The 17,918-nt window shown below is 74.9% G+C and carries 13 protein-coding genes; 8 read left to right on the top strand and 5 right to left on the bottom strand.

The window, feature by feature from the left end; translation table 11 throughout:
- Positions 1-27: 27 nt before the first annotated feature.
- Together RMN57_RS05825 and RMN57_RS05820 are read right to left on the bottom strand one after the other, a co-directional pair.
- Positions 28-2,280, bottom strand: coding sequence for a DUF6571 family protein (locus RMN57_RS05825; protein WP_313762294.1), 2,253 nt, complete (start codon positions 2,278-2,280; stop codon positions 28-30).
- A 103-nt stretch (positions 2,281-2,383) separates the two neighbouring features.
- Complete coding sequence (locus tag RMN57_RS05820; RefSeq protein ID WP_313762293.1) at positions 2,384-2,836, bottom strand: hypothetical protein; 453 nt, start codon at positions 2,834-2,836, stop codon at positions 2,384-2,386.
- A 224-nt stretch (positions 2,837-3,060) separates the two neighbouring features.
- Between RMN57_RS05820 and RMN57_RS05815 the strand changes: the two genes are divergently transcribed.
- Positions 3,061-4,284 carry an 8-amino-7-oxononanoate synthase gene (locus RMN57_RS05815; protein ID WP_313762292.1) on the top strand — a complete coding sequence of 408 codons (1,224 nt, stop codon included), beginning with the start codon at positions 3,061-3,063 and terminating at the stop codon, positions 4,282-4,284.
- An 84-nt stretch (positions 4,285-4,368) separates the two neighbouring features.
- On the opposite strand, the gene RMN57_RS05810 is transcribed toward RMN57_RS05815, so the two are convergent.
- Positions 4,369-5,343, bottom strand: a complete 975-nt coding sequence (locus RMN57_RS05810; protein WP_313762291.1) for an aminoglycoside phosphotransferase family protein — start codon at positions 5,341-5,343, stop codon at positions 4,369-4,371.
- Positions 5,344-5,518: 175 nt separating this feature from the next.
- Positions 5,519-6,526: a non-homologous end-joining DNA ligase gene (gene ligD / locus RMN57_RS05805; protein ID WP_313762290.1), complete on the bottom strand. Its 1,008-nt coding sequence runs from the start codon at positions 6,524-6,526 to the stop codon at positions 5,519-5,521.
- A gap of 66 nt (positions 6,527-6,592) precedes the next feature.
- On the opposite strand from ligD, the gene RMN57_RS05800 reads away from it, so the two are divergent.
- Entirely contained in the window at positions 6,593-7,654 is a 1,062-nt protein-coding gene (locus tag RMN57_RS05800) for an ATP-dependent DNA ligase (protein WP_313762289.1), read from the top strand.
- Between the two features lie 97 nt (positions 7,655-7,751).
- Here the strand turns inward: RMN57_RS05800 and RMN57_RS05795 are convergent, their stop codons facing one another.
- Positions 7,752-9,134 (bottom strand): serine hydrolase domain-containing protein, encoded by a 1,383-nt coding sequence (locus RMN57_RS05795; protein WP_313762288.1) that lies wholly within the window; start codon positions 9,132-9,134, stop codon positions 7,752-7,754.
- Between the two features lie 447 nt (positions 9,135-9,581).
- On the opposite strand from RMN57_RS05795, the gene RMN57_RS05790 reads away from it, so the two are divergent.
- From RMN57_RS05790 to RMN57_RS05765, 6 genes are all read left to right on the top strand, one after another.
- Positions 9,582-10,649 (top strand): ABC transporter ATP-binding protein, encoded by a 1,068-nt coding sequence (locus tag RMN57_RS05790; RefSeq protein ID WP_313767723.1) that lies wholly within the window; start codon positions 9,582-9,584, stop codon positions 10,647-10,649.
- The gene (locus RMN57_RS05785; protein ID WP_313762287.1) at positions 10,646-11,302 is read left to right on the top strand and encodes a hypothetical protein; all 657 of its coding nucleotides are present in this window, start codon (positions 10,646-10,648) and stop codon (positions 11,300-11,302) included. The genes RMN57_RS05790 and RMN57_RS05785 overlap by 4 nt, the downstream gene beginning before the upstream one ends.
- Before the next feature lie 382 nt (positions 11,303-11,684).
- Complete coding sequence (gene tdh / locus RMN57_RS05780; RefSeq protein ID WP_313762286.1) at positions 11,685-12,713, top strand: L-threonine 3-dehydrogenase; 1,029 nt, start codon at positions 11,685-11,687, stop codon at positions 12,711-12,713.
- 50 nt (positions 12,714-12,763) lie between these two features.
- Positions 12,764-13,957 carry a glycine C-acetyltransferase gene (locus RMN57_RS05775; protein ID WP_313762285.1) on the top strand — a complete coding sequence of 398 codons (1,194 nt, stop codon included), beginning with the start codon at positions 12,764-12,766 and terminating at the stop codon, positions 13,955-13,957.
- A gap of 730 nt (positions 13,958-14,687) precedes the next feature.
- Positions 14,688-16,787 carry a phosphatase PAP2 family protein gene (locus tag RMN57_RS05770; protein ID WP_313762284.1) on the top strand — a complete coding sequence of 700 codons (2,100 nt, stop codon included), beginning with the start codon at positions 14,688-14,690 and terminating at the stop codon, positions 16,785-16,787.
- Between the two features lie 151 nt (positions 16,788-16,938).
- A complete protein-coding gene (locus RMN57_RS05765; RefSeq protein ID WP_313762283.1) occupies positions 16,939-17,850 on the top strand; it encodes a LysR family transcriptional regulator in 912 nt (303 codons plus the stop codon).
- Positions 17,851-17,918 lie beyond the last annotated feature (68 nt).

Raw genomic sequence — 17,918 nt, 5'->3', positions numbered from 1 at the left:
AGCGGGTGCGCGTTGGTGGGGGCGGGCTCAGCTCTTGCCCGCAGGGCCAGCCGCACCTGAGGTGTAACCGTCGTCAGAGACCTGCCCCGCGCGTCGGCGGAGCTGTTCGAGGAATGCGGGGTCGATGCCGCTGCCGGCGGTCGCGCGGTCGAAGGTCTCCATCACCGACCTCTGTGCACCGTGCTTGGCGTCGGCGACTGCTGCCTTCGCCTGGTCGTCCGCCTCGTTGCGGGTGTCGACCTTGTAGCTGTCGGCTACGCCGTCCATGATCTTCTCGACGACGAAGTTCACGCCCTCGCCGGCGATGGGCGCGCGTTCCAGCGCCTTACCGCCAGTGAACTCCCAGACCTTGGCGGCGATCTCCTTCTTGTCGTCGATTCCCTTGTTGAAGTCCTCGTCGTCGGCGGCGTGCTTGACATAGACCTCGTCAGCCATCGCGCTGGTGACCAGGCCGGTGACCTGTCCACCGGGCTTGACGGCGTTCTCGACCGCGAGCTGGAGTTCGCTCTGGCTGCCGTGACCGTGCTTGGCAATGGCCTCCTCGATCTGGACCGTGGTGTACGCCTGCTGACCGGCGGCTATGGAGGTGTAGGCGTCAGGATCGCGCCCCAGCACGTCCAACAGCCGTCGCACCTTCGCGTCGTCCAGGTTGGCGGGAGCTCCGGTCATGGCTGGCGCTCCGGGGCCTTCGAGCGCGGCCTGCACGTCGCCCATGTAGGCGGCGGTGATGTTGCCCAGGCTGCCGTTCATGGCGCTGAACAGGGCCTTCTCGCCGTGCAACTGCTCCGGTCCGCCCTCGACGCCGTACTTGTCGAAGATCTTTTGGGTGAGCCCTGCCATCTCCGGTGTGTGCTTGGCCAGTGGCGCGTCAGCGTTGTCGTACGCGCGCCCCGTGGTCGCCGCCTCCAGGGCGTGGCCCAGGGCGCCGACCTCGAAGGCGTCCGCGGTGCCCGGGTTGGGGCGCAGCGGGTACGGCATGTCACGCAGCAGCGAGCGCTGGCCGCTGTCGGTGAGCATGTCGAAGTACTTGTTCTCGCCGCCGTGGCTCTTCACCGAGCCGTCCGGGTTGTACGTGGTCGGCGGGTCCGAGAAGAACTTGGTCGCCGCCTCGGGGCTGTGGCCGAGGGCCTCCAGCACCGAGGACATCGGGTTGAAGCCGTGGACGTTGCCCTTCTCGTCCGTCACACCCGTGAACTGGAACTCCTGGAACGGCGCGCCGTGCATCGCGGCCACCGCGTCCCAGCGGCCCGGGTTCTCGTTGGTGAGCTGGGTGACGTGCTCGGCGATCGGGTTGATGAAGTGGGCGTCGTAGTCACCGTGCCGCAGGATGTTGCCGAGGATCTGGTACCCGTACGGGCTGGAGGCCGGGTTCGCCTTCGGGTCCAGCGGGATCTGGGCGGCGCCGGCCTTGCGCAGTCGCTGCTCCCAGTCGTCGGAGACGTGTGGCTGCTTGTGGCTGTCGGTGGCGGTGGCCAGGGTGAGGCCGAGCCCGTCCTGGATGCCCTTGATGGAGGCCTTGCGGGCCGCGCTGTCGGAGAAGTCGCCACTCTGCGCCATCGCGCCGTAGGAGGCGAGGAAGGTGGCCGGGTCCTGCCCGCCGTAGAAGGCGGCGGCGAAGCGCGAGTCGCCGGAGTGGTGCTGGAGCAGCGTCTGGAGCTGGGCGAGCTGCGCGTCGGTGGCCTTGGAGCCCAGGCTGAGGATCTGCGAGGCCTGCTTGGCCTCGGCCTCGGCGAGGCTGCCGACGGGGTTGCCGTTGAACGTGCTGGAGTCGCTGCCGGTGTCCCCGGCGAGCGCCGACGCGGCGGCGGTGTCGGCCTCGGTAGCCCGTTCGATCGCCTTGCCGATGGCGTCGGCCGCGGCCTGGGCGTTGGCCTGGTGGCTCTTGGCGTAATCGGGGTCCTTCTTGTCGGCCGGGTCGGTCGCTGGCGGCCAGTGCACGCTGCCCTCCCCGTCGACGGTGAGGCCCTGGTCGGCGGCGTGCTGGACGGCGGTCTGCAGGTCCTTCTTGGCCGCCGCGAGTTCGTCGTGGGCCTCGCGCAGGGTGCGCGCGATGGCGGAGGCCTCCTCGAAGGCGGCGTGGATCTGGTCCCTGGTCCGGGTCAGTGAGGAGGCGGCGGCCTCGGAGCTGGGCCCGGTCCAGCCGGACTGCTGAACGGGGCCGATCACCTCGTTCTGCATCTTGGTCGAGAGGTCCCAGTTGCGGACCATGCTCTCGAAGTCGCCCGCTGCGGCGTTGAGGTTGGCGAGGTCTAGGTGCTGGAGCTGGCTGTACGTCACCATGGTGATCTGGTCTTCCCCCCGGGTGCTTCCTGGTCGTGCCGGCCGGGCTCGGGGCCGGCCGTCGAGCTCAGTCGTGTCAGGCGCGCCAGTCGCGCCAGAGGCGTCAGTCGTGCTTCTGGGCGAACTGGCTGTGGATCGCGGCCTCGTTGGCCTCGTAGTTCTTCGCGGTGGCCTGCAGGTTCTTCCCGATCGTGCCGAGCGCCTCACCCAGGGTCTGGGTCTGCCCGGACCACACGCTCCACGCGTTGTTCAGCCCGGCGCAGAGTTCGAGGCCCATCAGCGAGGCCACTGCGCTGTTGACGTGCTCCCACGGTCGCCCGCACTCGGTGCGCAGGGTCTCCCGGAGGACGGCGGCGTTGTTTCCCGCCTGCCGGATGATGCCGGGATTGGCCTTGACGCTCTGCCCGCCGCCGGCCGGCGGCAGGGTGACCGGCGCGGTGTTCCCGGCGGCCGCCGCGGCCAGGTCCGGGAACTGTTTCTTAGCCTGCTCGGTCAGGTTTCCCGAACTGTCGAAGAGCCAGGGATTCATCCGGCGTTCGAATTCAAGGTCTGCCATGTGCGGTCCCCCCATTACTGATCGCTGGGGGAGCGTAACCGGATCGAACAGATGACTGAAAATCCTTGGGAATTCCTTTAGGTTCTTTGCGAAACATTGGTGCCGCAAATCAACTGGAGGCGCTTTCGAGGTTGATTCCAGGTGAATGGAAGGTGAATCTGCGGGCGAACGTGTGCCGCGGCGCACATTGCCCGTGCCGCGCCCGGCGTGCCAGAGTGCCGACCATGGCCCACCGCACCGCGCCCGAACCGCCCGCCCTCGTCCCCGCGGCCGCCCCGGAAGAGGCCCCCGCCCCGGGCGCCGTCTTCGACTGGCTCGACGAGACGGCCGAGCTGCGCGCCCGCGCCGGCCTCACCCGCACCCTGCGCAGCCGCCCCGCCGACGACCCGGTGATCGACCTCGCCGGCAACGACTACCTCGGGCTCACCCGGCACCCCACCGTCACCCGGGCCGCCGCCGACGCCGCCCTGCGCTGGGGCGGCGGCGCCACCGGCTCCCGCCTGGTCACCGGCACCACCGCCCTGCACACCGAACTCGAGGGCGAACTCGCCGAGTTCTGCGGAGTGGAGGCGGCCCTGGTGTTCTCCTCCGGTTACACGGCCAACCTGGCCGCGCTCACCGCGCTGACCGATCCGGACACCCTGATCGTCTCCGACGCCTACAACCACGCCTCGCTGATCGACGGCTGCCGGCTCGCCCGCGGCGACGTCCACCGCGCACCCCACAGCGACCCCGACGCCGTCCGCGCCGCCCTCGCCGGGCGCACCCACCGGCGGGCGCTGGTGGTCACCGACTCCGTCTTCTCCGTCGACGGCAACGCCGCCCGCCTGCCCGAACTCTCCGCCGCCGTCAGCGCCCACGGCGCCGCCCTGCTGGTCGACGACGCGCACGGACTCGGCGTCCTCGGCCCCGGCGGCTCCGGCGCCCTGGCCGCGGCCGGGCTCGCCGGCCGGCCGGACACCGTCGCGACCGTCACCCTCTCCAAGTCGCTCGGCTCCCAGGGCGGCGCGGTGCTCGGCCCGCACCGGGTGATCCGCCACCTCGTCGAGACCGCCCGCACGTTCATCTTCGACACCGGCCTCGCCCCGGCCGCCGCCGGCGCCGCCCTCGGCGCGCTGCGTCTGCTGCGCGCCGAGCCGCACCGCGCCGAACGCGCCCGCGAGGTCGCCCGCAGCCTCTCCGACCGGCTCACCGCCGTCGGCCTGCAGGCCTCCACCCCGGACGCCGCGGTCGTCTCGGTCCGCGCCCCGGGCCCCGAGGCCGCCGTCGCCTGGGCCGCCGACTGCCGCCGGGCCGGTCTCGCCGTCGGCTGCTTCCGCCCGCCCTCCGTCCCGGACGGCGTCTCGCGCCTGCGTCTCACCGCCCGCGGCGACCTGACGGACGCCCAGATCGCGGACGCCGTGAGGACGATCGCCGCGCTCGCCCCGGCCGGGGCGCACCAGGCCTGAGCGGAGGCGTCGGCCGGGCCGGGGCCGAGCCGAGCCGGGCCTGGCTGGCGGGCCGCCCGGCGCCGCGCCCGTGGCCGGCCCCGCTCAGAGCCCGGCCAGCTCCAGCAGGAACGCCGTCTCCGCGTCCCGCCGCCCGGCTGCGGCGCGCGGGGCGGCGACCAGCACCGCGCCCACCCGGCACCAGGCGAGCACGCGCTCCGGGTCCGAGCCCGGCACCCGCGCCGCGAGGACGGCGATCCGCCGCTCCAGAGCGGGCCGGTCGGTGACCCCGTCGATCGCCCAGTCCACCAGGTCGAAGTCCGGGTCCCCGAGCGACGGCCGGGGGTCGATCGCGACCGGCCCGGCCGGGCCGTCCAGGACGTTGCCCGGGTGCAGGTCGCCGTGGACCAGCGCCGACGGGCCGCCGTCGGCCAGCTCCGCGGCGAGCGCCCGGGCCCGCCCGATCGCCGCGGCCGCCGCCGCGCCTGTCGCCGTTCCCGGTGCCCCGCCCGTGGTCCCGCCTGTGACCCCACCCGGCGCCCCGGCCGACACCCGCCGCTCGGTCAGGTCGAACAGGAACTCCACGCGCTCCGCGAGCGTCCCCAGCGCGAGCCCGTCCACCGGCACCGACCGCAGTGCGCCGAGCAGCGGGGCCACCTCCTCCGGGTGCCACGCCCGCTGCCGCAGCGTCGTCCCGGGCCGTACGTCGGCCAGCAGCAGGGCGCCAGCGGCCGGGTCGTCCTCCAGCACCCGCACCACCGACGCCAGCCCGGCCCATGCCCGCAGCGCCGCCGCCTCCTGCCGGGCCACCTCGGGGTCGGGCGTCAGCTTCAGCCAGACGCTCACCCCGCCGGCCCCGCGTGTGCAGCGGAACACCCGGGCCGTCCCGCCTCCGCCCGCCGCGCGCACCACCAGGCGCCAGCGCCCGGCCAGCTCCGCCACCACACCCGGCAGCGCATCGCACCAGGCCTCCGCCGACGCCCCGAACCGCACCGTCAGCCGTGCCCGCACCTCCGCCGGAACCGTCGCCACCGCCGTCGACACCCCGGCCTCCGCCGCCGACGCCCCGTGCACACCCACCCGAACCCCTCCGCCCCGCACAACCGTCCTGCGCTGCGCGACACTTCGACGCGCGGCGCCTCAAGGCACCGCACCCCGAATCACCGCACCTCGGTGCACCGCACCGCAGCGCGTCCGATCGAATGATCGAATGATCGAAAGCCGCCAGCCTATGCGGCCGCCCCGGACCGGGCGATCAGGATTTCCGCGCCCGGCTGGGCTGTACGCGCCTCGGCTCGCCCGCCGCCTTCGGATGGTCCGGCGGGTACGGCAGTTCGCCCAGCCCCTCGTCCCGCAGCTGCCGCTCGTACAGCTCCAGCAGCCCGTCCAGCCGGAACGCCTGGTCGTCCATCTCCGCCTGCAGATCGCCGACCTCGGCGAAGCGGGCGGGCAGCGTCCGCAGGTCGAAGTCCTCCGGCGCGGCGTCGTCCAGTTCCTCCCAGCGCAGCGGCGCCGAGGCCGTCGCCCGCGGGCGGGCGCGGAGCGAGTACGCGGAGGCGATGGTCCGGTCCCGGGCCATCTGGTTGTAGTCCACGAAGATCCGCTCGCCGCGCTCCTCCTTCCACCACGCCGTGGTGACCCGGCCCGGCAGCCGCTGCTCCAGCACCCGGCCCAGCGCGATCACCGCGTGCCGCCCGTCGGTGAACGTCCACCGCGGCTCCAGCGGCACGTACACGTGCAGCCCGCGGCCGCCCGAGGTCTTCGGCCAGCCGCGCAGCCCGAACTCCTCCAGCAGCGCCCGCAGCTCGTGCGCGGCCCGCACCGCGTCGTGGAAGTCGGTCCCCGGCTGCGGGTCGAGGTCGATCCGCAACTCGTCCAGGTGGTCGGTGTCCGACCGCCGTACCGGCCAGGGGTGGAAGGTCAGGCAGCCCAGGTTGGCGGCCCAGAGCACCGCGGCCGGCTCCGTCGGGCAGATCTCGTCCGCCGAACGGCCGCTCGGGAAGCTGATCCGCGCCGTCGGCAGCCACTCCGGCAGGCCCTTCGGCGCGCGCTTCTGGTAGAAGAACTCGCCCTCCACCCCGTCCGGGAACCGCTGCAGCGTGGTCGGCCGGTCCCGCAGCCCGCGCAGCACCCCGTCGGCGACCGCCAGGTAGTACTGCGCGACGTCCATCTTCGTGAACCCGCGCTCCGGGTAGTACACCTTGTCCGGATTCGACAGCCGGACGCTGCGCCCGGCGACATCCAGCTCCACGGCCGATCCCATGCCTCTCACGCTAAGCGCGCCCGGCCCGACGCGCGCCCCGGAACGGTTGGCGCGAGGATCGGAGCCATGGACCTGCCCGTGATGCCGCCGGTGGCACCGATGCTCGCCAAGTCGGTGGCCAAGATCCCGCCCGGGATGCAGTACGAGGCCAAATGGGACGGCTTCCGCACCATCGTCTTCCGCGACGGCGCCGAGGTGGAGCTCGGCAGCCGCACCGGCAAGCCGCTGACCCGGTACTTCCCCGAGCTGGTCGAGGCCCTGCAGCGCGAGCTGCCGCCCCGCTGCGTCCTGGACGGGGAGGTGGTCATCGCCCGCGACGGCCGGCTGCGCTTCGAGGAGCTGCTGGAGCGCATCCACCCCGCCGCCAGCCGGGTGCGGATGCTCGCCGAGCGCACCCCCGCCTCCTTCGTCGCCTTCGACCTGCTCGCCCTCGGTGACCGGTCGCTGCTGGACGAGCCGCTCCCGGCCCGCCGCGCCGCCCTGGAGGAGGCCCTGGCCGGCGCCGCCGACCCGGTCTTCACCGCCCCGGCCTCCACCGACCGCGACCTGGCGCAGAGCTGGTTCGCCGAGTACGAGGGCGCCGGCCTCGACGGCGTGGTCGCCAAACCGCTCGACCAGCCCTACCGCCCCGGCGAGCGCACCATGTTCAAGATCAAGCACGAGCGGACCGCCGACTGCGTGGTCGCCGGCTACCGCGAGCACAAGAGCGGCCCGGTCGTCGGCTCCCTGCTGCTCGGCATCAACGACGCCGAGGGCCGGCTCCAGCACGTCGGTGTCTGCGCCGCCTTCTCGATGGCCCGCCGCCGCGAACTCGCCGAGGAGCTGGCCCCGTTGCGGATGGACGACGTCACCGGCCACCCCTGGGGCGCCTGGGCCGACGAGGCCGCCCACGCCGACGCCCGGCTGCCCGGCGCCGTCAGCCGGTGGACGGGCGGCAAGGACCTCTCCTGGGTGCCGCTGCGCCCCGAGCGGGTGATCGAGGTGGCGTACGACCACATGGAGGGCACCCGGTTCCGGCACACCGCGCAGTTCCGCCGCTGGCGCCCCGACCGGACCCCGGAGAGCTGTACGTACGCGCAGTTGGAGGAGCCGGTCTCCTACGACCTGGCACGCGTCCTCGGCGGCTGACGGCCCGTCCTGCGCGGCCCCGACCGGTACGGCCCCGTCCTGCGCGGCCCCGGCCCCGGACCCCGCAGCGGGGCCCGGACCGGTGGCCCGCCGGCGGTCAGGTCTCCGCGAGCGCGGGGCTGGAGGCCGGCGCGGACGGCGACCCGCTCGACGGCGCGACCGGCAGCGAGTACACGTTCCCCGGCGAGACGATCTCGGTGATCGCCTGCGCGAACAGCGTCGAGGGCGCCGAACCCTGGTACGGGATGTCGGTGTTCAGCAGCACCACCAGCGTCGCCTGCGCCGACGGCAGGTAGACCGCCACGCACTGGTAGCCCGGCAGCGAACCGTTGTGCCCGATCCAGCCGTGGTTCACGAACACCCCCAGCCCGTAGCCGAGGCCCGGGTCGCCCGACGGCGGCGTCTGCAGCCGCTCGGCCTGGGTCGCCGGCTTCAGCAGCGTGCCCGTCGCCAGCACCTTGGCCCATTTCTGCAGGTCGGAGAGGTCCGAGATCATCGCCCCCGCCGCCCAGGCCCAGGACGGGTTCCAGTCGGTGGCGTCCGCGATCGCGCCGCTCGGCGTCTGGTTGGTGTAGCCACGGGCGTGCGGCTGGGGGAAGGACGCGTCGACCGGGAAGACCGTCCGGCCCAGATCGGCCGGCTCGAAGACCTGTTGCTTCAGGAAGGTGCCGAGCGGCTGCCCCGAGACCTTCTCCACCACCAGGCCGAGCAGAACGGTGTTGGTGTTGGAGTACTCGAACTCCGTGCCCGGCGCGAAGTTCGCCGGGTGCGCGAAGGCGTAGGAGAGCAACTGCTGCGGCGTGAACTCCCGGTGGGGGTCGGCGAGCAGGGCCTGTACGAAGTCCTGGTCCGAGGTGTACGGGAAGAGGCCGCTGCGCATGTCCGCGAGCTGGCGCAGGGTGATCGCGTCCCCGCCGGGCACCCCCGGGACGTACTTGGAGATCGGGTCGTCCAGACCGACCCGGTTCTGGTCGACCAGCCGCAGTACCCCGGTGACGGTGAAGGTCTTGGTCTCGCTGCCGATCCGCATGTTCAGCCCGGTCACCATCGGGATGCCAGCGATCTTGTCCGAGACCCCGAAGGCCCTGATGTAGCTGTCCTGAGGGGTGGTGAGCGCGACCATCACGCCGGGGACGGAGGCCTGGTTCAGCACCCGCTGCACCGCGGCGTCCAGTCGGGCGGTGACGGCCGGGGTGAGCTCGGCGACGGTGCCGGGGGCCGAGGCCGAGGCCGAGGTCGAGCCCGGGGCCGACGGGGAGAGCGTGGGCGAGACGCTGGGGAAGCCGGTGGGCGAGAGCGTGGGGGAGGGGCTGAGCGCGGCCGGGACGGCGGTGGCCGCCCCCGTGGCCGCCGTACCGGGCGCGGCACCGCCGGAGCAGCCGGCGGCGGCCAGCAGACCGGCCACGCCCACTGCCGCCGTGGCCGCCCGCCCGGTACGGCCGCGGCGGGCGGGGGACGGCCGTCGTCGTGGATTCGTCATCGTCGAGGCGCCTCTCTGGGCTTCTCTGGGTCCCGGGCTTCTCCGGGCCAGGACTTCTCGGGCGGCCGCTCCGGGCGCTTCCTCCCGGGCCGGACGGACCCGGAGCCCGGGCCGGACGGCCCCGGAACGGCGCTCCACGAGGCCGTGGGGGAGCGCTCCCGACCGTATGCGCGCCGCCGTCCGGCCGCGCGCCGACCACCGCGCCGCTGGACCGAACGGAGCCATCCCTCAGCCACCCGCCCCAGTTCCGGTGGCGCGCCCGGTGGCGGAGTGCGTACGGGGCGACGGGGAGACGGGGCGACGGGCAGGCCCTCCGGCCCGACCGCCCTCCCAGGCCCAGTAGGGTGCCGGACGGGGGCGCGGTGCAGGCCGGACGCGGGGTGCGGCCCCCGGTGGCGCCGGAGGTCCGCCCACCCGGGCGAACTCGCGGGAGGGGAGACGGACTTGTTGCACTGCGAGGCGGTCGGCAAGCGGTACGGCGCCGGGCGCTGGATCCTGCGGGACGTGGACCTGCGGATCGCCCCGGGCGAGGTCCTCGCCGTCACGGGCGGCAACGGCTCCGGCAAGTCCACCCTGCTGCGGATCCTGGTCGGACTAAGCCGGCCCAGCACGGGGCGCGTCACCGGCCGCCCGCGCGAGATCGGCTACGTGCCCGACCGCTTCACCGCCCACGACCGGCTCACCGCCGCCTCCTACCTGGCCCACATGGGCCGCATCCGCGGCCTGTCCACCGCCGCCGCCCGGGACCGGGCCGACCTGCTGATCGACCGGCTCGCCCTGGTCGGTGGACGGGAGGCGCCGCTGCGCACGCTCTCCAAGGGCAACGCCCAGAAGGTGGCCCTGGCCCAGGCCCTGCTCGTCCCGCCCGGTCTGCTCGTCCTCGACGAACCCTGGTCGGGTCTGGACGCCTCCGCCCACGGCGTGCTCGGCGAGCTGATCGACGAGGTCGCCGGCGAGGGCGGGGCCGTGGTCTTCACCGACCACCGGGAGGCGATCGCCGCCGCCCACGCCACCGGCGGCTACGCGATCGCCGAGGGACGGCTGACCCGGCGCGGCGGCCCCGGCCCCGGCGCCGTCGCAGGCGTGGTCGTCGCAGGCGCGGCCGTCGTGGGCGCCCACGAGGCCGTCGAGCTGGTCCTGGCCGCTCCCGAGGCCGGCGCCGCCCCGGCGGGGCCGGCCTGGACCGCCCTCCCCGGCGTCCTGTCCGCCCCGCACGACGGCCCGGGTTCCGCCCCGCACGACGGCCCGGGCTCCGCCCCGTACGCCGGTGACGACCGGGAGGTCCAGGTGGTCCTCGCCGATCGGCGGCACTCCGACGCCGTGCTCCTCGCCGCGCTGCAACACGGCTGGTCGGTGCGGTCGGTGCGGTCCGTCGGAGCGGTCCGGTCCGTCCCACCGGCGCACGGCGCGGGCGGCGGCCCGGCCGACGGCGGGGCCGCCCACCCCCGCCACCCGGACGGCCCCGCCCTCGCGGCCGCCCGGCCCACCTCCGACGCAGGAAGGGCGGACCGGTGACCGCGATCGTCCGCTACCTCTCCACCACCCTGCTGCTCTCGCAGCGCTACCTCGCGCCGGTGCTGGTCTTCACCGGCCTGGTGACCGTCCTCACCAGCAGCGACGGCGGCCCGCTGACCGCCACCTACGGCGCGTCGGCGGGTGCCATGCTGCTCGCCGCCACCTGGCTCACCATCGCCCTCGTCGGCCTGGAGGACCGCGCCCACCGTGCCGTCCTCCTCGTCAACGCCGGCGATCCGCGCCGCGTACTGCTCGGCTCCGTCTGCACCGCCGTCCTCTGGTGCCTGCCGTTGACCGCGGCCGGCCTCGTCCTGCCGCTCCTCGTCGGCACCCACACACCGACCGGCGCCGACCTGCTGCTCGGCACCGAGGCCCAGTTGACCTGCGCCCTCACCGGCACCGCCGTCGGCCTGCTCTGCTCCCGGCTGGTCTTCCGCCGCCAGGGCCACGCGCTGCTGACCGCCCTCGGGCTGCTGCTCGGCCTGACGGTGGCCAAGGGCCTCCCGCCGGTCAACGTGCTGCTCTCCCACCTGGCCACCACCCCGCGCTCGGCCGACCTGCTGGCCTCCACCGGCGGGCTGCTCGCCCTCGCCGCGGGCCTGCTCGCCGGCGCCGCGGCGCTCACCCACGCCGTCCACGGCCGCCGGAGCTGAGACGCCCGCCGCGCCGCCCGCCGCCCGCCGTCGTGCTGCCGTCGCTCCGCCCGCCGCCGTCGCCCTGCCGTGGCGCCGCCGCCTTTCGTCCTGCGCGCATCGGGGCGCGCGCCCCGGCCCGTCACCGCCGTACGCCGCCGAGCCCCGTGCGCTCGGCCGAACGGGTGGCCACCGGCACGCCGCAGGGCCCGCCGGCCCCTGCTCGGGCACGATCGTTCAGCCCAGCTGTGGCGGCCCTTAAGAATTCCTCGATGGACCGCACCCGCTCCCACCAGGCAGATTGCTGCGTGCCCGGTGTGAGGCAGGCAGCAGCCGCCACCTCGCCGGGCCTCGTCGGCCTGCCCACCGCAGGCCGCCCCCTCGTGCGTCAGGAGCCGTCGCAGTGAAGGCACTCGTCAAGCAGAAGTCCGAGCCCGGGCTCTGGCTGGTGGACGTCCCGAAGCCGGTCATCGGCCCGGGCGAGGTGCTGATCAAGGTGCTGCGCACCGGTATCTGCGGCACCGACCTGCACATCCGCAACTGGGACGGCTGGGCGCAGCAGACCATCAAGACCCCGCTGGTGCTCGGCCACGAGTTCGTCGGCGAGGTCGCCGAGCTCGGCGCCGGCGTCACCGACATCTCCATCGGCGACCTGGTCAGCGGCGAGGGCCACCTGGTCTGCGGCAAGTGCCGCAACTGCCTGGCCGGCCGCCGCCACCTCTGCCGCAACACGGTCGGCCTCGGCGTCGGCCGCGACGGCGCCTTCGCCGAGTACGTGGCCCTGCCGGCCTCCAACGTCTGGGTGCACCGGGTCCCCGTCGACCTCGACGTGGCCGCGATCTTCGACCCGTTCGGCAACGCCGTGCACACCGCGCTCTCCTTCCCGCTGGTCGGCGAGGACGTGCTGATCACCGGTGCGGGCCCGATCGGCATCATGGCCGCGGCCGTCGCCAAGCACGCCGGCGCGCGCAACGTGATGATCACCGACGTCTCCCCGTACCGCCTCGACCTGGCCCGCGAGGTCGGCGTCACGCTCGCCCTGAACGTCGCCGAGCACACCATCGAGGAGGGCCAGCAGAAGCTCGGCCTGCGCGAGGGCTTCGACGTCGGCCTGGAGATGTCCGGCCGCCCCGAGGCGATGCAGTCGATGATCGCCAACATGACCCACGGCGGGAAGATCGCCATGCTCGGCCTGCCCGCCGAGCAGTTCCCGGTCGACTGGGCGTCCGTCGTCACCTCGATGCTCACCATCAAGGGCATCTACGGCCGCGAGATGTTCGAGACCTGGTACGCGATGTCGGTGCTCCTGGAGGGCGGGCTCGACCTCACCCCCGTGATCACCGGCCGGTACGCCGCCGCCGACTTCGAGGCCGCCTTCGACGAGGCCGCCAGCGGCCGCTGCGGCAAGATCATCCTCGACTGGACCGCCTGAGAAGGCCTCCGGACCGCCCGAGACCGTCTGACACCCTGTAGGGAGACACCGTGTTCGACAACGTGCGCGCCGACATCGCCGCCACCCTCGACGAGATCCGCGAGGCCGGCCTCTTCAAGCCGGAGCGGGTGATCGGCACGCCCCAGAGCGCCGCCGTGACCGTCACCGGCGGCGGCCGCCCGGGCGAGGTGCTGAACTTCTGCGCCAACAACTACCTCGGCCTGGCCGACCACCCCGAGGTGCTCGCCGCCGCCAAGGACGCCCTCGACCGCTGGGGCTACGGCATGGCCTCGGTCCGCTTCATCTGCGGCACCCAGGACGTGCACAAGGAGCTGGAGGACCGCCTCTCGGCGTTCCTCGGCCAGGAGGACACGATCCTCTACTCGTCCTGCTTCGACGCCAACGGCGGTGTCTTCGAGACCCTCCTCGACGACCGCGACGCGGTGATCTCCGACGCGCTCAACCACGCGAGCATCATCGACGGCATCCGCCTCTCCAAGGCCCGCCGCCACCGCTACGCCAACCGCGACCTGGCCGACCTGGAGCAGCAGCTCAAGGAGACCCAGGACGCCCGGCGCCGGCTCATCGTCACCGACGGCGTCTTCTCCATGGACGGCTACGTCGCCCCGCTGCGCGAGATCTGCGACCTCGCCGATCGCTACGACGCCATGGTGATGGTGGACGACTCGCACGCCGTCGGCTTCGTCGGCGCCAACGGGCGCGGCACCCCCGAGCTGCACGGCGTGATGGACCGCGTCGACATCATCACCGGCACCCTCGGCAAGGCGCTCGGCGGCGCCTCCGGCGGCTACGTCTCGGCGCGCCGCGAGATCGTCGCCCTGCTGCGCCAGCGCTCGCGGCCGTACCTGTTCTCGAACTCGCTCGCCCCGGTGATCGCCGCGGCCTCGCTGAAGGTGCTCGACCTGGTCGAGCGCTCGACCGAGCTGCGCGAGAAGCTGGCCGCCAACACGGCGCTGTTCCGCTCGAAGATGACCGAGGCCGGCTTCGAGATCCTGCCCGGCGACCACCCGATCGCCCCGGTGATGATCGGTGACGCGGCCAGGGCGAGCCGGCTCGCCGAGCTGCTGCTGGAGCGCGGCGTGTACGTGATCGGCTTCTCGTTCCCGGTCGTTCCGCACGGCCAGGCCCGGATCCGGGTGCAGCTGTCCGCGGCCCACTCCACCGAGGACGTCGAGCGCGCCGTGGCGGCCTTCGTCGACGCGCGCGCCGCGCTGGGCGAGTAGCCACCCCCGGGGCCTGTCTTCAAACCCCCGCCTGCGGGGCGGCGTTGGGGCACGCACCTCGCTGCGTTGTCGTCGGTCGCCGATGCTCCGCATGGACTCCCTCCTCCGCCTTGCGATGCACGCACCCCAACGCCGCCCCGCCCGCCCTCCGGGCGGACGACGGGGGTTTGAAGACAGGCCCCGGGGCTCGCCACCGAACGCCCGCGGCCCGTCCGCCGCGGGCGTCCCCCGACGCCCGTGGCCCGTCCGCCCGGAACCGGACGTGCCACGGGACCAAGCCGCCGTGCGGCGGAGGCCGGACCGGCCCGCCTCCGTCGCACGGCACACCAGACCACCTGTCCCACCCTCCCGCCGGGAGTGGGAAGTCGGCCCGTCCGACTTCCCACTCCCAAGGCGGCAGCGGTGGGTGTCGTGTTTCCGGGCCGCCCGCATCGGCCGGCCGGGCACGCGGCGCCCTCCGCGCGGTGCCACCCGTGCGGCGCCGTCCGGGTGCGGGGTGGGCGCCGACGGCCGAGAGTCGGCAGGAGGCGACAACCAGCCCCGCGACCGCGGGCCGGCGCACGGGCCCGGGTTCGGCGACCCGCGCCGGCGCCGTCCGCCGGATCGGGCCCGCGGGCGCGGCGAGAGGAGCGGGATGCCCCCGAGCAGGGCGGTGCCGGGGTCCACAGCCGGATCCCCGCCCGGGCTGCGGTGGGGCAGGGCCCCCGCCGTGCAGGCATCCTGCTGGGTGGTGGCACTCGCGGCGACCGCCGCCGCCACCTGGACGACCCTGGGCGACGCCACCGCGGACCGGCCGGCACTTCCGCTGCTGTTCGGCACGTGGCCGTCCACCGCCACCCGGGTCGGCCTGCTGATCACCGCCCTGGCCGCCGTCACCGTGCTCGGCGTCCTGATCGGCCGCAACCCGCCGCCCGGCGTCCGCGCCCCGGCCGGGCTCTGGCCGCTCGCCGTCGCGACGTTCCTGATCAGCGCCGAGCTGCGCGGCCACCCCGCCGATGCGGTCCTCGGCGTGGCCACCGCGGCCCTCGTCCTGCTCGACCTCCTGCCACGAGGGCTCCTGCCACGCCGAGCCCGGGCACGCCGGTTCACGCCACGCCGAGCCCCGGCGGGCCGCCGCCCGCCGCCGGACGGCCCGGGGCGCCGGACCCCCACCCCGCCGCACGCCCTCCCACCCGCCTTCCCCCACGGCGTGGCGCTCGGCGTCGCCATCGCGCTGCACCCCGCCCTGGTGCTGTTCGCCGCCGTCCTCCCGCCACCGCCCGCCGGGTGCCGGACCACCCGCCTCACCCGGATCGCCCCCGCCCTGACCGCCCTCACGACGGCCGCCCTCCTGCTGGCCGCCGCGCAGCTCGCCGACCCTGCCGCCGCCGGCGCGTTCCGCCACCGGCTCGCCGACCACGCCGCCATCGGTGCCCCGGGCAACGAGACCGCACTCGGCGTGCTGACCCGCCTCGGCCTGCACGGCCCGCCGCTCGTCGCCCTCTGGATCGCCGTCGCCGCGGTCGCCGCCGGGCTGGCGCTGCGCCGCGGCCGCTCCCTCGCCCGCGACCGCCAGCACCTGCTGGCCGCCGGCGTCGTCGGCTGCGCCACCCTGATCGTCGCCCCCGTCGCCGGCCCGGCCGACCTCTGCTGGCTGCTGCCCGCCGCCTCCGGCCGCCTCGGCCGCCGCCCAGAGGACCGCGCCCTCTGGCCGGTCGTCGCCGTCACCGTCGCCCTGCTGCCCAGCACCCTGCTCGACCCCGGCATCGAACCGGTGAGCGGCCTGCTGCTCCGCAAGGCCCCCACCCTGCTGGCCCTCGCCGCCGCCACCGCCCTCCCGTTCCGCCGGCGCGACGACCCGCTCTGGCACCTGTCCCGCACCCCCGCCCCGCCCCCGCTGCGCCGCCCCCCGCTGCGCGGCGTGCCGATCCTGCCCGCCCGGCTGCGCCCGGTGTCGCGCCCGAACCTCGGACTGGAACTGGTCTTCATCCAGGTCGGCTACGGCGTCTACACCTACATCCGCAACGCCGCCCCCGACCGCGTGGCCGTCGCCACCGACCACGCCCGCACCCTCTACGGGCTGGAGCGGACCCTGCAGCTGGACATCGAGCCCGCGATGAACGGCTGGTACCTGCGCAGCGGTGACGACCTGATGCGTGCGGCGCAGCAGTACTACACGACGATGCACTTCACGATGGTGCTGCTGGTCCTGGTCTGGCTCTACACCCGGCACCCGGTCCGCTACCGCACCGGCCGGACCGTCCTGTTCGCCGCCACCGGCCTCGCGCTGCTCGGCTTCTGGGGCTACCCGCTGGCGCCGCCCCGTCTGGTGCCGGAGCTGGGGCTGCGCGAGAACCCGGTCGGCGTCCCGGAGGAGGCCCCGCTCGGCGCGCTGACCCCGCTCACCAACCAGTACGCGGCGATGCCCTCGCTGCACATCGGCTGGGCCTGCTGGTGCGCGCTGGCGGTCGCGACCACGACGCGCCGCCGCTGGCTGCGGGCGGTGGCGCCGCTGTATCCGGTGATCACCTTCGCCGTGGTGGTGGCCACCGCCAACCACTGGGTGCTGGACGCGGTCGGCGGGGTGGCGGTGCTGCTGGCCGGCTGCGTGGTCCAGTACGTGCTGACGGGCAGGCTGCTGCTGGACCAGGAGCCGGCTCTCCCGGTACCGCGACCGGCGCCCTCCGCCGCCTCGGTGGACGGGTTCGCGGCCCGCGACCGGCCCGACCGGCCCGACCGGCCCGACCGGCCCGACCGGCCCGACCGGCCAGGTCAGCCAGGTCAGTCCGGTCGGCCCGGTGGGCCCGGCCGAAGCGGTCGGCCCGACCGCCCGGATCGCGGGGACGGCTGACGGGCCCGGCTCCCTCGCTCAGGCAGCCCCCCGGCTCCCCGCCGCCCCGACGCGCTCATCGCCCGCCGCCCACCGACCGCCCCGAACCGGCAATTCCGCACAGTCCTGGCACCCGGCCCGGCCACCCGTGCCGCACTGGCAGAATTGGCGTGTGATCGACGCAAGACGGCTGCGGACCCTGCGGGCCGTGGCGGACCACCGGACCGTGACCGCCGCCGCGGCCGCCCTCTACCTCACCCCCTCGGCGGTGTCCCAGCAGCTGGCGGCGCTCGAACTGGAGACCGGCCACCACCTGCTGGCCCGTGAGGGCCGGGGCGTCCGGCTCACCGCCGCCGGTGAGATCCTGCTCGGCCACGCGGACGTCGTCCTCGCCCAGCTCGAACGCGCCGAGGCCGATCTCGCCGCCTACTCCGCGGGCGTCTCGGGCGAGGTCACCGTCGCGTCCTTCGCCACCGGCATCTCGCTCGTCCTGGCCCCGGCCATCGGCACCCTCGCCGCCCGGGCGCCCGGCGTCCGGCTCAAGGTGCTCGACGCCGAGGGCGACGCCAGCCTCCCGATGGTCCTGGACGGCCGCGCCGACCTGGCGGTGGCCGTCGAGTACCGCGGCGCGCCCCGGGCGGACGACGCCCGCCTCACCCGCGTGCCGCTCTACGCGGAGCCGTTCGAGGCGGTCCTGCCGCTGGGCCACCCGCTGGCCGAGGGCGAGGGCCCGATCGCCGTCGCCGACCTCACCGACGAGCCCTGGATCGGCCCGTACCCCGGCAACCCCTGCCACGACGTGGTCCTGCTCGCCTGCGAGCACGCCGGCTTCCAGCCGCGCCTGGTGCACTCCTCCGACGACTTCCGCGCCGTGGTGGCCCTCGCCTCCGCCGGGGCGGGCGTCGCCCTGGTGCCCCGCTCCGCCCTGCTCGGGGTGGACCTCGGCCGGGCCGCCGTCCGGCCGGTGGACAGCGCACTCGCGACCCGCCGCGTCTTCGCCGCGGTGCGCGCCGGCGCGGACGGCCACCCCCTGATCCGTCCGGTCCTGGACGCCCTGGCCGAGGTGGCTGCGGCCACCGCCTGAGCGCCGGCCGGCCGGCGAACCGCGGCGGTCCGGCGACCGCGAGGTCGTCCCGCCGCCCGGGTGACTGC

Origin of the sequence: Kitasatospora sp. CM 4170, assembly GCF_032110285.1 — a bacterium.
GTDB lineage: Bacteria > Actinomycetota > Actinomycetes > Streptomycetales > Streptomycetaceae > Kitasatospora > Kitasatospora aburaviensis.
This window is presented reverse-complemented; position numbering and strand designations above follow the sequence as displayed.